This is a genomic window from Pseudonocardia petroleophila (assembly GCF_014235185.1).
Classification (GTDB): Bacteria; Actinomycetota; Actinomycetes; order Mycobacteriales; family Pseudonocardiaceae; genus Pseudonocardia; species Pseudonocardia petroleophila.
Genome location: NZ_CP060131.1, coordinates 3,141,998 through 3,157,576, shown reverse-complemented (window position 1 = coordinate 3,157,576; position 15,579 = coordinate 3,141,998). Strand labels below are relative to the sequence as shown.

The window sequence follows — 15,579 nt, the reverse complement described above, 5'->3', positions numbered from 1 at the left end:
GACCCGCCCCGGCCGGGCTCAGCCGAAGGCGGCCCGCACCGGGTTGCCCGCGGTGGTGATGCGGCGCGCGGTGGCCCCGACGACCGCGACGATCGCGAGCACCCCGGCCCCCGCGACGGCGACGGGCGCGTCGCCGAGCACGATCCCGACCAGGGCCCACACGGCGGCCGCGGCGTACCCGACGACCGCGGTGCCCGACAGGACCACCCACATCAGGATCCCGGCCGCGGCCAGCAGCACGACGACCGCGGCGATGGCCGGGAGCGCCCCGGTGCCGGGCAGGCCCGCCCACACGCCGGTGGCGGCGGTGCCGAGCACGGTGGCCAGTGACACCCAGCCGGTGTAGAGGGCGACGGGCCCGCGGAACACGATCCGCTCCAGCACCCCGGACGCGGGCTCGCGGCTCAGCCGCCCGAACACGGTGGCCAGGCAGATCAGCAGGCCCACGATCATCAGCTCCGCGACGGGGATCAGCCGCGCCCCGAACGCGAGGATCCAGGCCGGGTTCAGCACGGCGGACGCGACGAGCCACCACCCGGTGCGCCGGTGCACCTCGCGGCCGCGCTGCGAGGGCAGGAGCTGGTAGACCGCGTAGGCCAGGAACCCGACGTAGATCGGCCCCCAGATCACGAACGCCCAGCCGGCCGCGAGCAGCGGCGTGGCGTAGTCGCGCGCCACGACGCCGACCGACTCCCCCACGGCGCCGGAGCCCCCGAGCCCGGACACGACGATCTGCACGACCGCGAGCACCGCGACGACGGATCCACGGACGAGGTCGGCGGTGGCGGAGCGCCGGGACGTGACGGTCATGGCCACATCATCGGCCCCTCGGCGGGCCCGGGCCACCCGAGTCGCCCGACGGTTGCAACCCCGCGACATCAGCGCAACAACAGCGCGTCCAACCGCCGCGACGCCACCGCCACCCCCAGCACGATCATCACCGCGAAGTAGGCCAGGTTGCCGAGCATCCCCACGTGCACCGCCCCGGTCGTGAGGCCGCGCATCAGCTCGACGGCGTGGTAGAGCGGCAGGCACTGCACCACCGTCTGCAGCACCGGCGGGTACACCGAGAGCGGGAAGAACGTGGTGGAGAACAGGAACATCGGCAGGATCGCGAGGGTGACCAGGTCGAAGTCCTGCCAGGACCGCATGAACGACGTGGCCGCCATCCCCACCGCGGCGAACGCGAACGCGACGACCAGCGCCGCGGGCAGGGCCAGCAGCGCCCACGGCGAGGTGAGCAGCCCGAACCCGGCCATCACCGACAGGAAGCCCAGCGCGTAGAGCCCGCCCCGGATCAGCGCCCAGCCGATCTCGCCGAGCGCGATGTCGACCGGGCCGAGCGGCGTGGCGAGCATCGCGTCGTAGAGCTTCGCGTACTTGAGCTTGAAGAAGACGTTGAACGTGGAGTCGAACACCGCCCCGTTCATCGCCGACGCCGCCAGCAGCCCCGGCGCGATGAACGCGGCGTAGCTGATCGGCGCGCCGTCGGGCCCGGGCAGGGCGCCCACCAGCGAGCCGAGGCCCTGGCCCATCGCGACGAGGTAGAACACCGGCTCGAAGAACCCGGAGACGAACACCAGCCAGCCCCGGCGCGAGATCAGCGCGGAGCGCTCCAGCAGCATCCGGGACCGGCCCGCGTAGCCGCCGCGCGGAAGGAAGCCGATCCCCGCGAAGATCGTCACAGCGCCAGCCTCCGGCGGAAGAACCGCACCGACAGCGCGGTGCCCACGGCGAGCAGCGCCGCCAGCACCGCGACGTGGCCGAGCACGGCGAGCGGGCGCCAGATCCCGAGCGCGGCGTCACGGGCCAGCTCGGTGCCGTGCCACAGCGGTGAGATCCACGCGACCGGCCGGATCCACTCGGGCAGCCGGTCGACGGGGAAGAACGTGCCCGAGAACAGCGTCATCGGGACGACGACGAACCGGAACAGCGAGTTGAACGCCGCCCCCTCGCTCTCGACGGTGGCCGCGAACGCCGTGACCAGCGCCGCGACGGCGGCCCCGGTGAGCGCCGCGGCCAGCAGCGACAGCACGATGGTGGGCCGCGCGACGCCGCCGAACACCGCGATCACCCCGATGTAGACGGCCCCGGACCCGGTGATCTTCGCGGTGGTCCAGCCCAGCTGGCCGAGCGCGACCTGGCCCGGCGTGATCGGCCCGGCCGCCATCGCGTGGTAGACCCGCTGCCACTTGAACCCGGACAGCACCGGGTAGGTCGACTCGAACGCCGCGCTCTGCACCGCCGACACCGCCAGCAGCGCGGGGGCCAGCCACACGAGGTAGGGCGCGCCGCCCGTGGCCCCGGAGTCGCCCACCAGCGACCCGAAGCCCACGCCGAACGCCAGCAGGAACAGCAGCGGCTGCAGGATGGAGGAGACCGCGGTGGCCCGCCAGTTGCGCCGGTACCAGGTCCAGAAGTGCTCGACGACGAGCAGCACGCCCCCGACCGGCGTCGGCGCGCGGCCCGCGGAGCGGGTGGCGGTGGGGATCGCGGCCATCAGTCGACCAGCGTCCGGCCGGTGAGCCGGAGGAACACGTCCTCCAGCGTGGAGCGCCGCACCAGCGCCGACAGCGGCCGGTGCCCGGCGCGGGTGACCTCGGTGTGGACGTGCTCGCCGTCGGCCGCGTAGAGCAGCAGCCGGTCGGGCAGCTCCTCGACGCGGTCGGCCAGCCGCGCGAACGCCTCCGCAGGCGGCCGGTCCTCCGGGGCGAAGCGCAGCTCCAGCACGTCGCGGGTGGCGTACCGGTCGATCAGCTCCGCGGGCGACCCCTCCGCGGCGATCACCCCGCCGTCCATGACGACGAGCCGGTCGCACAGCTGCTCGGCCTCGTCCATGTAGTGGGTGGTGATGATCTGCGTGACGCCCTCGCGCTTGAGGCGGTACAGCCGCTCCCACAGCAGGTGCCGGGCCTGCGGGTCGAGCCCGGTGGTGGGCTCGTCGAGCAGCAGCAGCTCGGGGTCGTTGACCAGCGCCCGCGCGATCGTGAGGCGGCGCTTCATGCCGCCCGACAGCGGCTCGACGGGGTCGTCGGCGCGGTCGGTGAGCTGGGCGAACTCCATCAGCTCCGTGGCCTTCGCGCGCACGTGCGCCTTCGACAGCCCGAAGTAGCGGCCGTAGACCTGCAGGTTCTGCCGCACGGTGAGCTCGGCGTCGAGGTTGTCGAGCTGCGGGACGACGCCGATGCGGGCGCGGATCCGCGGCCCGTCGACGTCGGGGTCCATGCCGAGCACCTGCAGCGTGCCGCCGGTGCGCGGCGACACGCACGCGATCATCCGCATCGTGGACGACTTGCCGGCGCCGTTGGGCCCGAGGAAGCCGAACACCTCCCCCGGTGCGACGTCGACGTCGACGCCGCGCACGGCCTCGAACTCCCCGAAGCGCTTCCTCAGGCCGCGGGCCTGGACCAGTCCGTCCCCCATGGGAGGCACGGTAACCCGCACCCCCGACAGAGCGCGTGGACGTTCCGGCGCCGTCCCGGGCCGGTGCTCACAGGCGCAGCTGGAACCAGTGCTCGTCGCGCCGGTCGTCCGGGCCCAGGTGCAGGGCGTCCCGCCAGACACCGGCCGCGGTCCAGCCGCGCGCGGCGTAGAACGCGGGCAGGGGTGTCCCGCCGCGGGCGGAGAGCAGCAGCTGCTCCAGGCCGAGCGCGCGGGCGTGGGCGACGGCCGCCGTCAGCAGCGCGGTGCCCCGGCCGCGGCCCTGCCGGGACGGGTCGACCATGAGCCGCACCACCTCCGCCCGGTGCGCGACCCGCGGACCCGGTCCGGGCCGTAGGAACACCGTGCCCGTCAGCTCGTCGCCCTCGCGGATCGCGAGCAGGTGCAGGCGACCGGCGGCGACCTCGTCGACGGCGTGCTGCGCGGCCGCGCGGATCTCCTGCTCCGGCGAGTCGGGCACGAACGCGACGGCGCCGCCGGCGCGGCTGACCGCCAGCCAGAGGCGGTGCAGCGCGGCCACCGGCGGCGCCTGGGGGACGACCTCGATCAGAGGTTCGGGAACCACAGCTTGATCTCGCGGGCCGAGCTCTCCGGCGAGTCGGAGCCGTGCACGAGGTTGAACTGCGTCTCCAGTCCGAAGTCGCCGCGGATCGTGCCGGGGGTGGCCTTCTCGACGGGGTCGGTGCCGCCCGCGAGCTGGCGCCACGCCGCGATCGCGCGCGGGCCCTCGACCACGGCGGAGAGCACCGGGCCGGAGGTGATGAACTCCAGGAGGGACTCGAAGAAGGGCTTGCCGTCGTGCTCGGCGTAGTGCTGGGCGGCCGTCTCGCGGTCGACGGTGCGCAGCTCGAGGGCGACGATGTCGAGGCCCTTGCGCTCGATGCGGGCGAGGACCTCCCCGATGAGCTTGCGCGAGACGCCGTCGGGCTTGACGAGGACCAGGGTGCGTTCAGTCACGCGGTCGAGGGTATCGGCGACCGGTCAGGCCACCGGGGCCAGGGCCGCCGCGGCGAAGGAGACGTCGAACCGGTCGCACCAGATGCTGACGCTGGTCAGCTGCGCGAGGTCGACGCCGGCCGGGATCGGGTAGTTGGAGCTGCCGATGTTGCCCTTCAGCTCGCCGAGGTCGACGTGCTCGCCGTCGTCGAAGACGTGCCAGCCGGCGCGGCCCTCGATCACGGGGGCGTCGGTGAGCCAGACCTTCAGCAGCGGGCCGTCGCTGGTGTCGAGGTCCTCCAGCCGCAGGACGCGCGAGCCGTCGGGCAGCTCCAGGACCACCACCGAACCGGAGCTCGCGTGCTCGTGGCTGATCAGCTCCCCGCGGGCGAGCTCGACGGGCCCGGCCGCGACCGGCCCGGCCGCGACCGGCTCGGCCGGCACCGCGACGGAGACGGGGGCGGCCGCCGTCGGCAGCGCCTCGTCCACCGTCCGGTCGACGAACAGCTTCCACGGCTGGAACACCGACAGCGCGACGACGGCGAGCACGGCGGCGACGCCGAGTCCGATCAGGACGGCGGGACGACGGAGGAGGGTCACGCGACGATGATGCCCGGAACCGAGCCGTCCGTCCCTTACGACTCGGGAACCTGCTGGCTGGGCAGCTCGCCGCGCTCCATCCGCAGCGCGACGTCGCGGCGCAGGAACAGCAGCCCGGCCCACACCAGCACGAACACGATCCCCATGATCGCCAGAGCGGGCACGAGGAACCCGCACAGCAGCACCGCGACCTGCAGCGCGAGGGCGACCGCGAGCCCCCACGGCCGTCGCTGGAGCCCGGACGCGACGATCATCCCGACGGCCACCGCGGCGATCAGCCCGACGCCGAGCGGGGTGGCGCCGTCGCCGAACTTGGGCAGCACCAGCAGCGCGAGCAGCACCACGATCGACTCGAGGACCAGGGTGGCCGCGAACACCCCCCGGATCCCCTTCATCGGATCCGGGGCGGTCACGACGGCTCCCGGCCGAAGATCGTGCGCGCCTCGCCCGCCGTGACGACGGAGCCGGTGACGATCACGCCGACCCCGGACTCGCCCGCCTCCTCGGCCAGCTCCCCCGCCTGCTCGATCGCCGCCCGCAGCACCGGCTCGACGCTGACGCGCTCGGGTCCGAACACCTCGGTGGCCAGCGCTCCCAGCTCGTCGGCGTCCATCGCGCGCGGCGAGGAGTTGGCCGTGACGACGACCTCGTGCAGCACCGGCTCGAGCTCGGCGAGGATGCCGCGGACGTCCTTGTCGCGCATCGCCCCGACGACGCCGACGAGCCGGGTGAACCGGAACTCGCTCATCAGCGCGGCGGCCAGCGCCCGGGCGCCGTGCGGGTTGTGGGCGGCGTCGACGAGCACCGTCGGCACGCCCTGCCCGGCCGCGACCCGCTCCAGCCGTCCGGGCGAGGACACCCCGGCGAACGCGGCGCGCACGGCGTCGGCATCCAGCGGCTGCTTGGGCCCGGCGCCGATCAGCGCCTCGGCCGCGGCGAGGGCGATGGCGGCGTTGGACGCCTGGTGCTCGCCGTGCAGGGGCAGGAAGATGTCGTCGTACATGCCGGACAGGCCGCGCAGCGCGAGCCGCTGCCCGCCGACCGCGATCTCCCGCTCGGCCACCCCGAACTCGGCGCCCTCGCGGGCCACCTGCGCGTCGACCTCGACGCAGCGCTCCAGCAGCACCGCCGCCACGTCCTTGTCCTGGGTGGCGAGGACGGCGACCGAGCCCGGCTTGATGATGCCGGCCTTCTCCCGGGCGATGCCGAGGACGTCGGTGCCGAGGAACTCGGCGTGGTCGAGCCCGATCGGCGTGATGACGGCGACGGTGGCGTCGGCGACGTTGGTGGCGTCCCAGCGCCCGCCCAGCCCGACCTCGACGATCCCGGCCTCGACGGGCGCGTCGGCGAAGGCGGCGAACCCCATCGCGGTGAGGACCTCGAACTTGCTCAGCGTCCCGTGCTTCGCGTCGACGATCTCCAGGAACGGCTCGACGTCGCGGTAGACGCCCACGTAGCGCTCCGGCGTGACCGGCCGGTTGTCGATGTTGATGCGCTCGGTGGCCCGCTGCAGGTGCGGGCTGGTGTAGCGGCCGGTGCGCAGGCCGATCTCGGTGAGCAGGGCGTCGACCATCCGGGCCGTCGACGTCTTCCCGTTGGTGCCGGTCAGGTGCACGATCGGGTAGCCGCGGTGCGGTTCACCGAGCACGTCGACCAGTGCCGCGATCCGCTCCGTCGACGGCTCCATGACCGTCTCGGGCCAGCGCCGGTCGAGCTCGGCCTCGACCGCGAGGAACTCGGCGAAGCTCGCCACGCTCGACGTGGCCGGGATGACGTCCGGGGTGTCGCCGCCGCGGATGGCGTCGAGGACGTGCGAGATCACCGCGTCCTCGGGCTCGGGGATCGCGCCGTCGCCCTCGGGACCCGTCATGAGGGGAGCGCGGCCAGGCGCGCGGTGACCCGCTCGATGTCGGCGACGGCCGTGGCCCGCCGGGCGCGGATCCCCTCGACCACCTTCTCCGGCGCGCCCCCGACGAACTTCGGGTTGCCGAGCTTCTTGTCGGCGGCGTCGAGCTCCTTCTGGGCTGCGGCGAGGTCGCGGCCCAGGCGGGCCCGCTCGGCGGCGACGTCGATGGCGCCGGAGGTGTCGAGCTCGACGTGGACGGTGCCGCCGCCGAGCGCGACCTCCAGCGTGGCGGTGGCCGTGAAGTCCTCGCCCGGGGCGTCGAGGCGGACCAGCGACGCCAGCGCCGCGCGGTGCGCCCCGAGCCCGGCCTCGTCCAGCCCGACCAGGCGGGCGGCGACGCGGCGCGCGTCGGGCACCCGCTGCTCGGTGCGGAACCGGCGCACCTCGGTGGCCAGCCTCTGCAGCGCCGCGATCCGGGCGGCGGCGCCGGCGTCGACCGGGCGGCCCGCGTCGACGGGCCAGTCGGCGACGACGACCGACTCGCCCCCGGTCAGGGCCTGCCACAGCGCCTCGGTGATGAACGGGATCACCGGGTGCAGCAGGCGCAGCAGGGCGTCGAGGACGTGGCCGAGGACGGCGCGGGTGCCGTCGGCGGTGGCCTCGTCGGCCAGCTGCGGCTTGGCCAGCTCCAGGTACCACGCGCAGAACTCGTCCCACGTGAAGTGGTAGAGCGCCTCGGTGGCCTTGGCGAACTGGAAGTCCTCCAGCAGCGCGTCGACCTGCTCGCGGACCTGCGCCAGCCGCCCGAGGATCCAGGCGTCGGCGTCGGTGGGCTCCGCGGGCAGCGGCAGCGCGGGCGAGGCGTGGTTGCCGATCGCCAGGCGCGTGGCGTTCCACAGCTTCGTGCCGAAGCTGCGGGCGGCGAGGACGGCCTCGTCACCGATCGGCATGTCGGTGCCCGGGTTGGCCCCGCGGGCCAGGGCGAACCGCACGGCGTCGGTGCCGTAGGCGTCCATCCACGCCACCGGGTCGACGGTGTTGCCTGCCGACTTCGACATCTTCTTGCCGTGCGCGTCGCGGACCATGCCGTGCAGGGCGATGGTGTCGAACGGCCGCTCGCCCATCGCGTAGTGGCCCATCATCATCATCCGGGCGACCCAGAAGAAGAGGATGTCGTAGCCCGTGACCAGCACGGACGTCGGGTAGAACTTCTCCAGGTCCGGCGTCGCGTCCGGCCAGCCCAGCGTGGAGAACGGCCACAGGCCCGAGGAGAACCAGGTGTCGAGGACGTCCTCGTCCTGGGTGTAGCCCGCGGGCGGCTGCTCGTCGGGGCCGACGCAGACGACCTCTCCGTCGGGGCCGTACCAGACCGGGATGCGGTGGCCCCACCACAGCTGCCGGGAGATGCACCAGTCGTGCATGTTGTCGACCCAGCCGAACCAGCGGGCCTCCATCTCCTTCGGGTGGACCGCGACGGAGCCGTCGCGCACGGCGTCGCCCGCGACCTGCGCGAGCGGCCCGACCTTCACCCACCACTGCAGCGACAGGCGCGGCTCGATCGGCTCCTTGGTGCCGCGGCTGGAGTGCCCGACGCTGTGCAGGTAGGGCCGCTTCTCGGCGACGATCCGGCCCTGCGCGGCCAGCGCCTCGCGGACCTTGACCCGCGCGGTGAACCGGTCCATGCCGTCGAACTCGGTGCCCGTGCCGGTGATCCGCCCGGACTCGTCCATGATCGTCGGCATCGGCAGGCCGTGGCGGCGGCCGATCTCGAAGTCGTTGGGGTCGTGGGCCGGGGTCACCTTGACCGCACCCGTCCCGAACTCCGGGTCGACGTGCTCGTCGGCGACGATCTTGATCATGCGCCCGACCAGCGGCAGCTCGATCTCGGTGCCGACGAGGTGGGCGTAGCGCTCGTCGTCGGGGTGCACGGCGACGGCCGTGTCGCCCAGCATCGTCTCGACGCGGGTGGTGGCGACGACGATCGCGGCGTCGCCGTCGCCGTAGCGCATGGAGACGAGCTCGCCCTCGACCTCGCGGTGCTCGACCTCCACGTCGGAGAGCACGCTGCGCATCTCCGGGGACCAGTTGACCAGCCGCTCCGCGCGGTAGATCAGGCCCTCGTCGAACAGGCGCTTGAAGATGGTGAGGACGGCGCGGTTGGAGCGCTCGTCCATCGTGAAGCGCTCACGGCTCCAGTCGACGCTGTCGCCGAGCCGCCGCATCTGCGACAGGATCGCGCCGCCGTGCTCGGCCTTCCACTCCCAGGTGCGCTCGATGAACGCCTCCCGGCCCAGCTCGCGGCGGCTGGTGCCCTCGGCGGCGAGCGCCTTCTCCACCAGCGCGTGCACGGCGATCGAGGCGTGGTCCATGCCGGGCAGCCAGAGCGTCTCGTAGCCCTGCATGCGGCGGCGCCGGACCAGGATGTCGATCAGCGTGTGCTCGAACGCGTGCCCGATGTGCAGGCTGCCGGTGACGTTGGGCGGCGGGATGACGATGCAGAACGGCGGCTTGTCGCTCGCCGCGTCGGCGGTGAAGTACCCGGCGTCGACCCAGCCCTGGTACATGCCGCCCTCTACCTCGCCCGGGTTCCACTGGGCGGGGAGGTCGGCCGTGCGCGGAGGGAGGGTGTCGGTCACCCCACCAAGTCTACGAGCCGCCGTCGACCGGCTTGTTCAGGAGGGCAGGAAGGCGGCGTGCAGGCGGTCGAAGCCCAGGGTCCGGCCCAGCGTGCGGGCGCCGATCCGGGCCGGGTCCAGCGCCCGGACCTGGCCGCTGGTGGGCTCGTAGACCTTCCAGCCGCCCTCGTGCAGGCCGATCGCCATGACGTAGTGCCGCGGGATCGCCGCGCCCACGAGCAGCGGGACCGGGCGCCCGGCCCGCAGCGCCACCCCGACCGCGTCGACGACGCCGGCGACGTCCCGCGCGTCCCGGTCGTCGACGAGCCGCACGCGGTACGGGCCGGCGGCGGGCACGTTGCGCCGCAGCCAGCGCACGATCCCCCAGGGCGGGGTGCCGAACGCCCGCGGCCAGAGCCCGGCCGACTCGCGGTGCACCTGCTTCTGCCGGGCGTCGTAGCGCGCGGAGAACCCCGGGCTCACCGCGGGGGCGGTGGCGGTGCCGCGCTCCCCCACCGCGGCCAGGCCCCCCGGCGCGCCCGACGGCCCGTCGAGGCGGCGCATCTCCTCCGGGTCGGCCCACGCCGCGAGCGCGACGAGCACCGCGCTGCCGCAGGTGGTGCCGTCCATCTGGTCGAGCACCACGCCCGCGCGCCGCTGGTCGCCGATGCGGTCCGACAGCAGCGGGGTGCGCCCGGCCGCGAGCGGCCGCACCGCCGCGACGGGCACCACCGCGGGCCGGAACGAGCGCCCCAGCACCTGGATCCGACGGGCGATCCCGCTGACCGTGCGCATGCCCGTCTCCCTCCGCCACAGCTCTCGGGAGCAAGCCTAACGACCGTCGGGGCTGCGCGCCCGCGTCCGGGACCGGTGCCGCGCCGCCGACTCGTCGCCACGGCTCGTGACCGGGCGGTCCGTGCTGCGTGACGACCGTTCCGGCGCGGCGGGCACCGGGCACACCGCACCCCGCGCGGCCGACCCTAGGCTCGCGGCATGAGCGAACTGACCCCCGAGATCCGCGCGTTCCTCTCGGACGGCACCCGCACCGGCAAGCTCGGCTTCGTCGCCGCCGACGGCCGCCCGCTGGTGGCGCCGATCTGGTTCGTCGTCGAGGGCGACGACCTGCTGTTCAACACCGGCGCCGCGACGGCGAAGGGGCGGGCGATCGCCCGCGACCCCCGCCTGGTGATCTGCGTCGACTCCGAGGTGCCGCCGTTCGGGTTCGTCCAGGTCCAGGGCGTCGCGCACACGTCGGATCACCCGGCCGAGCTGCTGCGCAGCGCCACCGAGATCGGCGGGCGCTACATGGGCGCCGACCGCGCGGAGGAGTTCGGCCGGCGCAACGGCGTGCCCGGTGAGCTGCTCGTGCGGCTGGTCCCGACGAAGGTCATCGCCCAGCTGGACATGACGGCCTGACCGTCAGGACTTCCCCCACCCCGCGGCCAGCTCGGAGATCCGCGCGGCGTGGTCGCGGGCGGCGACCGCCGGGTCCTCGGCCCGGCCCGCGGCCACCCCGATCAGGAACGCGGTGACCGGGGCCCCCGGACGGCTGACGCCGTGGGCGACGTCGGCCGTCAGGTCCAGGACGAGGTCGACGATCCCGACGGAGTCGACCGCGCCCTCCAGGCCCAGCTCCCGGGACACCGCGGTGACCCACTCGGACAGGGCGTTCGCATCAGGGCTTCCACTCACGGTGCCGACCGTAGCTCACCCGGCGAACAGCGCCGGGATCTTGACGAGCAGCTGGAACAGGCCGTAAGCGAACGGCACCGCCACCCACAGCCAGGCCAGGACGATCAGGACGTAGAACAGCGGGGTGCGACTGCCCGCCGAGCCGAGGGTGGTCATGCCTGTGCTCCTGCCGTGGTGGTGGCCCTGTCCTCGGCCGCGGGTTCGTGGTGCTTCGGGTCGACCGGCTTAATCAGCTCGTTGCAGACGAACGCGATCACCAGCAGCCCGATCATGATCGAGAACGCGAGCGTGTAGCGCCCCGGGCCCTCGACGCCCGCGGCGATCTGCGCATCGGCGATCGCGTTGACGATCACCGGGCCGAGCACGCCGGCCGTGGACCACGCGGTGAGCAGCCGGCCGTGGATCGCGCCGACCTGGTAGGTGCCGAACAGGTCGCGCAGGTAGGCGGGCACGGTCGCGAAGCCGGCGCCGTAGAACGACAGGATGAACAGGGCGCTGATCAGGAAGACGACCCGGTTCGAGTTCGTCGTCAGCGTGATCAGCAGGTAGAGCAGCGCGCCGACGCCCAGGTAGATCCGGTACATGTTCTTACGGCCCAGCACGTCCGACAGCGACGACCACAGGATCCGGCCGAGCGCGTTGGCCAGCGACAGGATCGCGACGAACCCGGCCGCCGACGCGGCGATGGTCTCGGCGGGGCTGGAGTCGCGGAAGAAGTCCTGGAAGATCGGTGACGCGCGCTCCAGGATGCCGATGCCGGCGGTGACGTTGAAGCACAGCACGACCCAGAGCAGCCAGAACTGCGGCGTCTTGATCGCGTTGGCCGCCGACACGTTCGCGGTGCTGATCAGCGAGCCGGTCTTCTGCTGCGAGGGCTCCCAGCCCTCCGGCTTCCAGTCCGGTGCGGGGACCCGGATCAGGATCCAGCCCACCGACATGAACACCGCGTAGATCAGGCCCATGACGAGGAACGTCTGCCCGACGCCACCGGCCTGCGCACCCTCGCCGGAGCCGCCGAACGCCCCGAGCAGCGACGTCGTCAGCGGGGTCGCGATGAGCGCGCCACCGCCGAAGCCCATGATCGCGATGCCGGTGGACAGGCCGGGCCGGTCCGGGAACCACTTGATCAGCGTGGACACCGGCGAGATGTACCCGACGCCCAGGCCGATGCCGCCGACGAACCCGTACCCGACGACGACGAGCCAGAACTGGCCCAGGAACATCCCGAGCGCGGAGATGAGGAACCCGGCGACGAAGCACGAGGTCGCCACGACCATCGCCCAGCGCGGCCCGTTGGCGTCGACCTTCGTGCCGAACAGCGCGGCCGAGAGCCCCAGCATGATGATGCCGAGGGTGAACGGCAGCGCGCTGAGCACGCCCGCGCTCGGGTTGCCGGCCAGGATGGTGTCGGCCAGCGGCGTCTTGAACACGCTCCACGCGTACGCCTGGCCGATCGCCAGGTGGATCGAGAGTGCCGCCGGCGGGATCAGCCAGCGACTCCACCCCGGTGGGGCGACGATCCGTTCGCGTTGCAGGAACCCTGCTGCCATCGTCTACCCCTTAGTCGTGCGTCACCGCTGAACCGGGGGTGAACGTAAGTCGGGGTACCCGCCCCCGCAACCGCAGGACGCCGGCCCCGACGGATCGGGGCCGGCGTGTCGCGCGGTGCGGTCGGGCGGTTACGCGGAGCGGTCGCGGCGCGGCTCGCGGCGGGCCGGGGTGCGCGGCACGATCGTCGGGTTGACGTTGCTGCGCACCGTCTGCTCGGTGACGACGACCTTGGCGACGTCGTCGCGGCTCGGGATGTCGTACATGACGGGGAGGAGGACCTCCTCCATGATCGCGCGCAGCCCGCGGGCCCCGGTGCCGCGCAGGATGGCCTGGTCGGCCACCGCCTCCAGCGCGTCGTCGGTGAACTCGAGCTCCACGCCGTCCATCTCGAACAGCTTGTAGTACTGCTTCACCAGCGCGTTGCGCGGCTCGGTCAGGATCTTGACCAGGGCCTCCTTGTCGAGCGACGTCACCGAGGCGACGACGGGGAGGCGGCCGATGAACTCGGGGATGAGGCCGAACTTGATGAGGTCCTCGGGCATGGTGTCGCCGAAGCTCTCGGCGGACTCCAGGTCGTTCTTCGAGCGGATCTCCGCCCCGAAGCCCAGACCGCGGCGCCCGACCCGATCACCGATGATCTTCTCCAGGCCCGCGAAGGCCCCGGCCACGATGAACAGCACGTTCGTCGTGTCGATCTGGATGAACTCCTGGTGCGGGTGCTTACGGCCGCCCTGCGGCGGGACGCTCGCGGTGGTGCCCTCGAGGATCTTCAGCAGCGCCTGCTGCACACCCTCGCCGGACACGTCGCGCGTGATCGACGGGTTCTCGCTCTTGCGGGCGATTTTGTCGACCTCGTCGATGTAGATGATGCCGGTCTCGGCCCGCTTGACGTCGTAGTCGGCCGCCTGGATGAGCTTCAGGAGGATGTTCTCGACGTCCTCGCCGACGTACCCGGCCTCGGTGAGGGCGGTGGCGTCGGCGATGGCGAACGGGACGTTCAGCAGCTTCGCGAGCGTCTGCGCCAGGTAGGTCTTGCCGCAGCCCGTGGGGCCGAGCATGAGGATGTTGGACTTCGACAGCTCCACGCCGTCGCCGTCGGGCCCGCGGCCCTTGTCGCCCGCCTGGATCCGCTTGTAGTGGTTGTAGACCGCCACGGAGAGCGTGCGCTTCGTGCGGCTCTGGCCCACCACGTACTGGTCGAGGAAGTCGTGGATCTCGGCGGGCTTCGGGAGCTCGTCGAGCTTCACCTCACCGGCCTCGGCCAGCTCTTCCTCGATGATCTCGTTGCAGAGATCGATGCACTCGTCGCAGATGTAGACGCCAGGTCCGGCGATCAGTTTCTTGACCTGCTTCTGGCTCTTGCCGCAGAACGAGCACTTGAGCAGGTCACCGCCATCACCGATGCGTGCCATGAGTGCAGACCCCAGTCCCATCTGGCGCGCCCTGGGTCGGACACGCCCTCGTGACGGTACCCGCCCGACCCGTCCCCGGGGGAGCATCACGGTGCTCCGATTCGGCGACGTGTCGGCGGACGGTCGGTACCGGGCGTAGGAACCCGGTACCGACGCAGGTGGTGCAGCCGATCCGCACTAGGAGACGGCGGAGAGCTTCCGGCTCTGGATGATCTCGTCGACGATCCCGTACTCCTTGGCCTCGACGGCCGTGAGGATCTTGTCCCGCTCGACGTCGAGGCGGACCTGCTCCTCGCTCTTGCCGGTGTGCTTGGCGAGCGTGGCCTCCATCAGCTTGCGCACCCGGGAGATCTCCGCGGCCTGGATCTCGAGGTCCGAGACCTGGCCGTAGGTGCCCTCCGTGGCGGGCTGGTGGATCAGGACCCGGGCGTTCTGCACCGCGAGGCGACGCCCCGGGGTGCCGGCGGCCAGCAGCACGGCCGCGGCCGACGCGGCCTGCCCGAGGCAGACCGTCTGGATGTCGGGGCGGATGAACTGCATGGTGTCGTAGATGGCCATCAGCGACGTGAACGACCCGCCGGGCGAGTTGATGTACATGCTGATCTCGCGGTCGGGGTCGGCCGACTCCAGGCACAGCAGCTGCGCCATGACGTCGTTGGCCGACGCGTCGTCGATCTGCACGCCGAGGAAGATGATGCGCTCCTCGAACAGCTTGTTGTACGGGTTCGACTCCTTGACCCCGTAGCTCGTGCGCTCCACGAAGGACGGCAGCACGTACCGCGACTGCGGCGAGTGGAACTGGCTCACTTCGCGCTCCCGTTCCCGTTGGACTCGTTGCCGATGCTCTCGTTGCCGTCGGGCAGCTGCCCGGCGCGCGTGATGACGTGGTCGACGAAGCCGTACTCCTTGGCCTCGGGGGCGCGGAACCAGCGGTCGCGCTCCGAGTCGGCCGTGACCTTCTCGACCGTCTGGCCGGTGTGCTCGGCGATCAGCTCGGCCAGCTCGCGCTTGAGCAGCCGGGACTGCTCGGCCTGGATCACGATGTCGGACTCCTGACCACCGACGCCGGACGACGGCTGGTGCATCATGATCCGCGCGTGCGGCAGGGCGTAGCGCTTGCCCCGCGCCCCGGCCGAGAGCAGGAACTGCCCCATCGACGCCGCCAGCCCCATCGCGAACGTCGCGACGTCGCAGGGCACGAACTCCATGGTGTCGAAGATGGCCATGCCGGCCGACACCGAGCCGCCCGGGGAGTTGATGTAGAGCTGGATGTCGGCGGTGGGGTCCTCCGCCGACAGCAGCAGCATCTGCGCGGCGATGCGGTTGGCGATGTCGTCGTCGACCTGCTGGCCGAGCACGATGATCCGCTGCTGCAGCAACCGCTCGTACACCGAGTCCGACAGCGTCAGCGACGCCGGCGCTCCGCCGCGTCGCATGTCGGCTCCGAGGAGACGGTCCGCGGTACGCGAACCGGTTTCGTGGGTCC

The 15,579-nt window shown here is 72.6% G+C and carries 18 protein-coding genes; 1 reads left to right on the top strand and 17 read right to left on the bottom strand.

Annotated elements, in window-relative coordinates; translation table 11 throughout:
* Positions 1-18: 18 nt before the first annotated feature.
* From H6H00_RS15750 to H6H00_RS15700, 11 genes are all read right to left on the bottom strand, one after another.
* Complete coding sequence (locus H6H00_RS15750; protein WP_185721976.1) at positions 19-810, bottom strand: TspO-related membrane protein; 792 nt, start codon at positions 808-810, stop codon at positions 19-21.
* 68 nt (positions 811-878) lie between these two features.
* Positions 879-1,625 carry an ABC transporter permease gene (locus tag H6H00_RS15745; protein WP_185722482.1) on the bottom strand — a complete coding sequence of 249 codons (747 nt, stop codon included), beginning with the start codon at positions 1,623-1,625 and terminating at the stop codon, positions 879-881.
* Between the two features lie 56 nt (positions 1,626-1,681).
* Positions 1,682-2,500 carry an ABC transporter permease gene (locus H6H00_RS15740; protein ID WP_185721975.1) on the bottom strand — a complete coding sequence of 273 codons (819 nt, stop codon included), beginning with the start codon at positions 2,498-2,500 and terminating at the stop codon, positions 1,682-1,684.
* Positions 2,500-3,423, bottom strand: a complete 924-nt coding sequence (locus H6H00_RS15735; RefSeq protein WP_185721974.1) for an ABC transporter ATP-binding protein — start codon at positions 3,421-3,423, stop codon at positions 2,500-2,502. Before H6H00_RS15735 ends, H6H00_RS15740 begins: the two co-directional genes overlap by 1 nt.
* Before the next feature lie 67 nt (positions 3,424-3,490).
* Positions 3,491-4,006: a GNAT family N-acetyltransferase gene (locus H6H00_RS15730; RefSeq protein WP_185721973.1), complete on the bottom strand. Its 516-nt coding sequence runs from the start codon at positions 4,004-4,006 to the stop codon at positions 3,491-3,493.
* Positions 3,988-4,398, bottom strand: a complete 411-nt coding sequence (ndk, locus tag H6H00_RS15725) for a nucleoside-diphosphate kinase (protein ID WP_185721972.1) — start codon at positions 4,396-4,398, stop codon at positions 3,988-3,990. The genes H6H00_RS15730 and ndk overlap by 19 nt, the downstream gene beginning before the upstream one ends.
* Before the next feature lie 24 nt (positions 4,399-4,422).
* Entirely contained in the window at positions 4,423-4,977 is a 555-nt protein-coding gene (locus tag H6H00_RS15720) for a DM13 domain-containing protein (RefSeq protein ID WP_185721971.1), read from the bottom strand.
* A 35-nt stretch (positions 4,978-5,012) separates the two neighbouring features.
* Complete coding sequence (locus H6H00_RS15715) at positions 5,013-5,390, bottom strand: DUF4233 domain-containing protein (RefSeq protein ID WP_255425783.1); 378 nt, start codon at positions 5,388-5,390, stop codon at positions 5,013-5,015.
* Positions 5,387-6,847 (bottom strand): bifunctional folylpolyglutamate synthase/dihydrofolate synthase, encoded by a 1,461-nt coding sequence (locus H6H00_RS15710; RefSeq protein ID WP_185721970.1) that lies wholly within the window; start codon positions 6,845-6,847, stop codon positions 5,387-5,389. The genes H6H00_RS15715 and H6H00_RS15710 overlap by 4 nt, the downstream gene beginning before the upstream one ends.
* Positions 6,844-9,459 (bottom strand): valine--tRNA ligase, encoded by a 2,616-nt coding sequence (locus H6H00_RS15705; protein WP_185721969.1) that lies wholly within the window; start codon positions 9,457-9,459, stop codon positions 6,844-6,846. Before H6H00_RS15705 ends, H6H00_RS15710 begins: the two co-directional genes overlap by 4 nt.
* A gap of 36 nt (positions 9,460-9,495) precedes the next feature.
* Positions 9,496-10,233 (bottom strand): hypothetical protein, encoded by a 738-nt coding sequence (locus H6H00_RS15700; RefSeq protein WP_185721968.1) that lies wholly within the window; start codon positions 10,231-10,233, stop codon positions 9,496-9,498.
* Positions 10,234-10,431: 198 nt separating this feature from the next.
* Here H6H00_RS15700 and H6H00_RS15695 point away from each other — a divergent pair, with 198 nt between their 5' ends.
* Positions 10,432-10,854: a PPOX class F420-dependent oxidoreductase gene (locus H6H00_RS15695; protein WP_185721967.1), complete on the top strand. Its 423-nt coding sequence runs from the start codon at positions 10,432-10,434 to the stop codon at positions 10,852-10,854.
* Between the two features lie 3 nt (positions 10,855-10,857).
* On the opposite strand, the gene H6H00_RS15690 is transcribed toward H6H00_RS15695, so the two are convergent.
* The 6 genes from H6H00_RS15690 to H6H00_RS15665 all read right to left on the bottom strand — a co-directional run bounded on the left by H6H00_RS15690 (position 10,858) and on the right by H6H00_RS15665 (position 15,529).
* On the bottom strand, positions 10,858-11,130 hold the full coding sequence (locus tag H6H00_RS15690) for a DUF6457 domain-containing protein (protein ID WP_221775885.1): 273 nt from the start codon (positions 11,128-11,130) through the stop codon (positions 10,858-10,860).
* A 15-nt stretch (positions 11,131-11,145) separates the two neighbouring features.
* Complete coding sequence (locus H6H00_RS15685; protein WP_185721966.1) at positions 11,146-11,286, bottom strand: MFS transporter small subunit; 141 nt, start codon at positions 11,284-11,286, stop codon at positions 11,146-11,148.
* Positions 11,283-12,680 (bottom strand): OFA family MFS transporter, encoded by a 1,398-nt coding sequence (locus tag H6H00_RS15680; protein WP_185721965.1) that lies wholly within the window; start codon positions 12,678-12,680, stop codon positions 11,283-11,285. Before H6H00_RS15680 ends, H6H00_RS15685 begins: the two co-directional genes overlap by 4 nt.
* Before the next feature lie 129 nt (positions 12,681-12,809).
* Positions 12,810-14,093, bottom strand: a complete 1,284-nt coding sequence (clpX, locus tag H6H00_RS15675; RefSeq protein ID WP_185721964.1) for an ATP-dependent Clp protease ATP-binding subunit ClpX — start codon at positions 14,091-14,093, stop codon at positions 12,810-12,812.
* A 177-nt stretch (positions 14,094-14,270) separates the two neighbouring features.
* Positions 14,271-14,900: an ATP-dependent Clp protease proteolytic subunit gene (locus H6H00_RS15670; protein ID WP_185721963.1), complete on the bottom strand. Its 630-nt coding sequence runs from the start codon at positions 14,898-14,900 to the stop codon at positions 14,271-14,273.
* Positions 14,897-15,529 carry an ATP-dependent Clp protease proteolytic subunit gene (locus tag H6H00_RS15665; protein WP_185721962.1) on the bottom strand — a complete coding sequence of 211 codons (633 nt, stop codon included), beginning with the start codon at positions 15,527-15,529 and terminating at the stop codon, positions 14,897-14,899. Before H6H00_RS15665 ends, H6H00_RS15670 begins: the two co-directional genes overlap by 4 nt.
* Positions 15,530-15,579 lie beyond the last annotated feature (50 nt).

Coding starts and splice junctions, on each gene's coding strand:
- H6H00_RS15750 (WP_185721976.1), bottom strand. CDS start 810: ATGACCGTCACGTCCCGGCGCTCCGCCACCGCCGACCTCGTCCGTGGA.
- H6H00_RS15745 (WP_185722482.1), bottom strand. CDS start 1,625: ATGCTGCTGGAGCGCTCCGCGCTGATCTCGCGCCGGGGCTGGCTGGTG.
- H6H00_RS15740 (WP_185721975.1), bottom strand. CDS start 2,500: ATGGCCGCGATCCCCACCGCCACCCGCTCCGCGGGCCGCGCGCCGACG.
- H6H00_RS15735 (WP_185721974.1), bottom strand. CDS start 3,423: ATGGGGGACGGACTGGTCCAGGCCCGCGGCCTGAGGAAGCGCTTCGGG.
- H6H00_RS15710 (WP_185721970.1), bottom strand. CDS start 6,847: ATGACGGGTCCCGAGGGCGACGGCGCGATCCCCGAGCCCGAGGACGCG.
- H6H00_RS15700 (WP_185721968.1), bottom strand. CDS start 10,233: ATGCGCACGGTCAGCGGGATCGCCCGTCGGATCCAGGTGCTGGGGCGC.
- H6H00_RS15695 (WP_185721967.1), top strand. CDS start 10,432: ATGAGCGAACTGACCCCCGAGATCCGCGCGTTCCTCTCGGACGGCACC.
- H6H00_RS15685 (WP_185721966.1), bottom strand. CDS start 11,286: ATGACCACCCTCGGCTCGGCGGGCAGTCGCACCCCGCTGTTCTACGTC.
- H6H00_RS15680 (WP_185721965.1), bottom strand. CDS start 12,680: ATGGCAGCAGGGTTCCTGCAACGCGAACGGATCGTCGCCCCACCGGGG.
- clpX (WP_185721964.1), bottom strand. CDS start 14,093: ATGGCACGCATCGGTGATGGCGGTGACCTGCTCAAGTGCTCGTTCTGC.
- H6H00_RS15665 (WP_185721962.1), bottom strand. CDS start 15,529: ATGCGACGCGGCGGAGCGCCGGCGTCGCTGACGCTGTCGGACTCGGTG.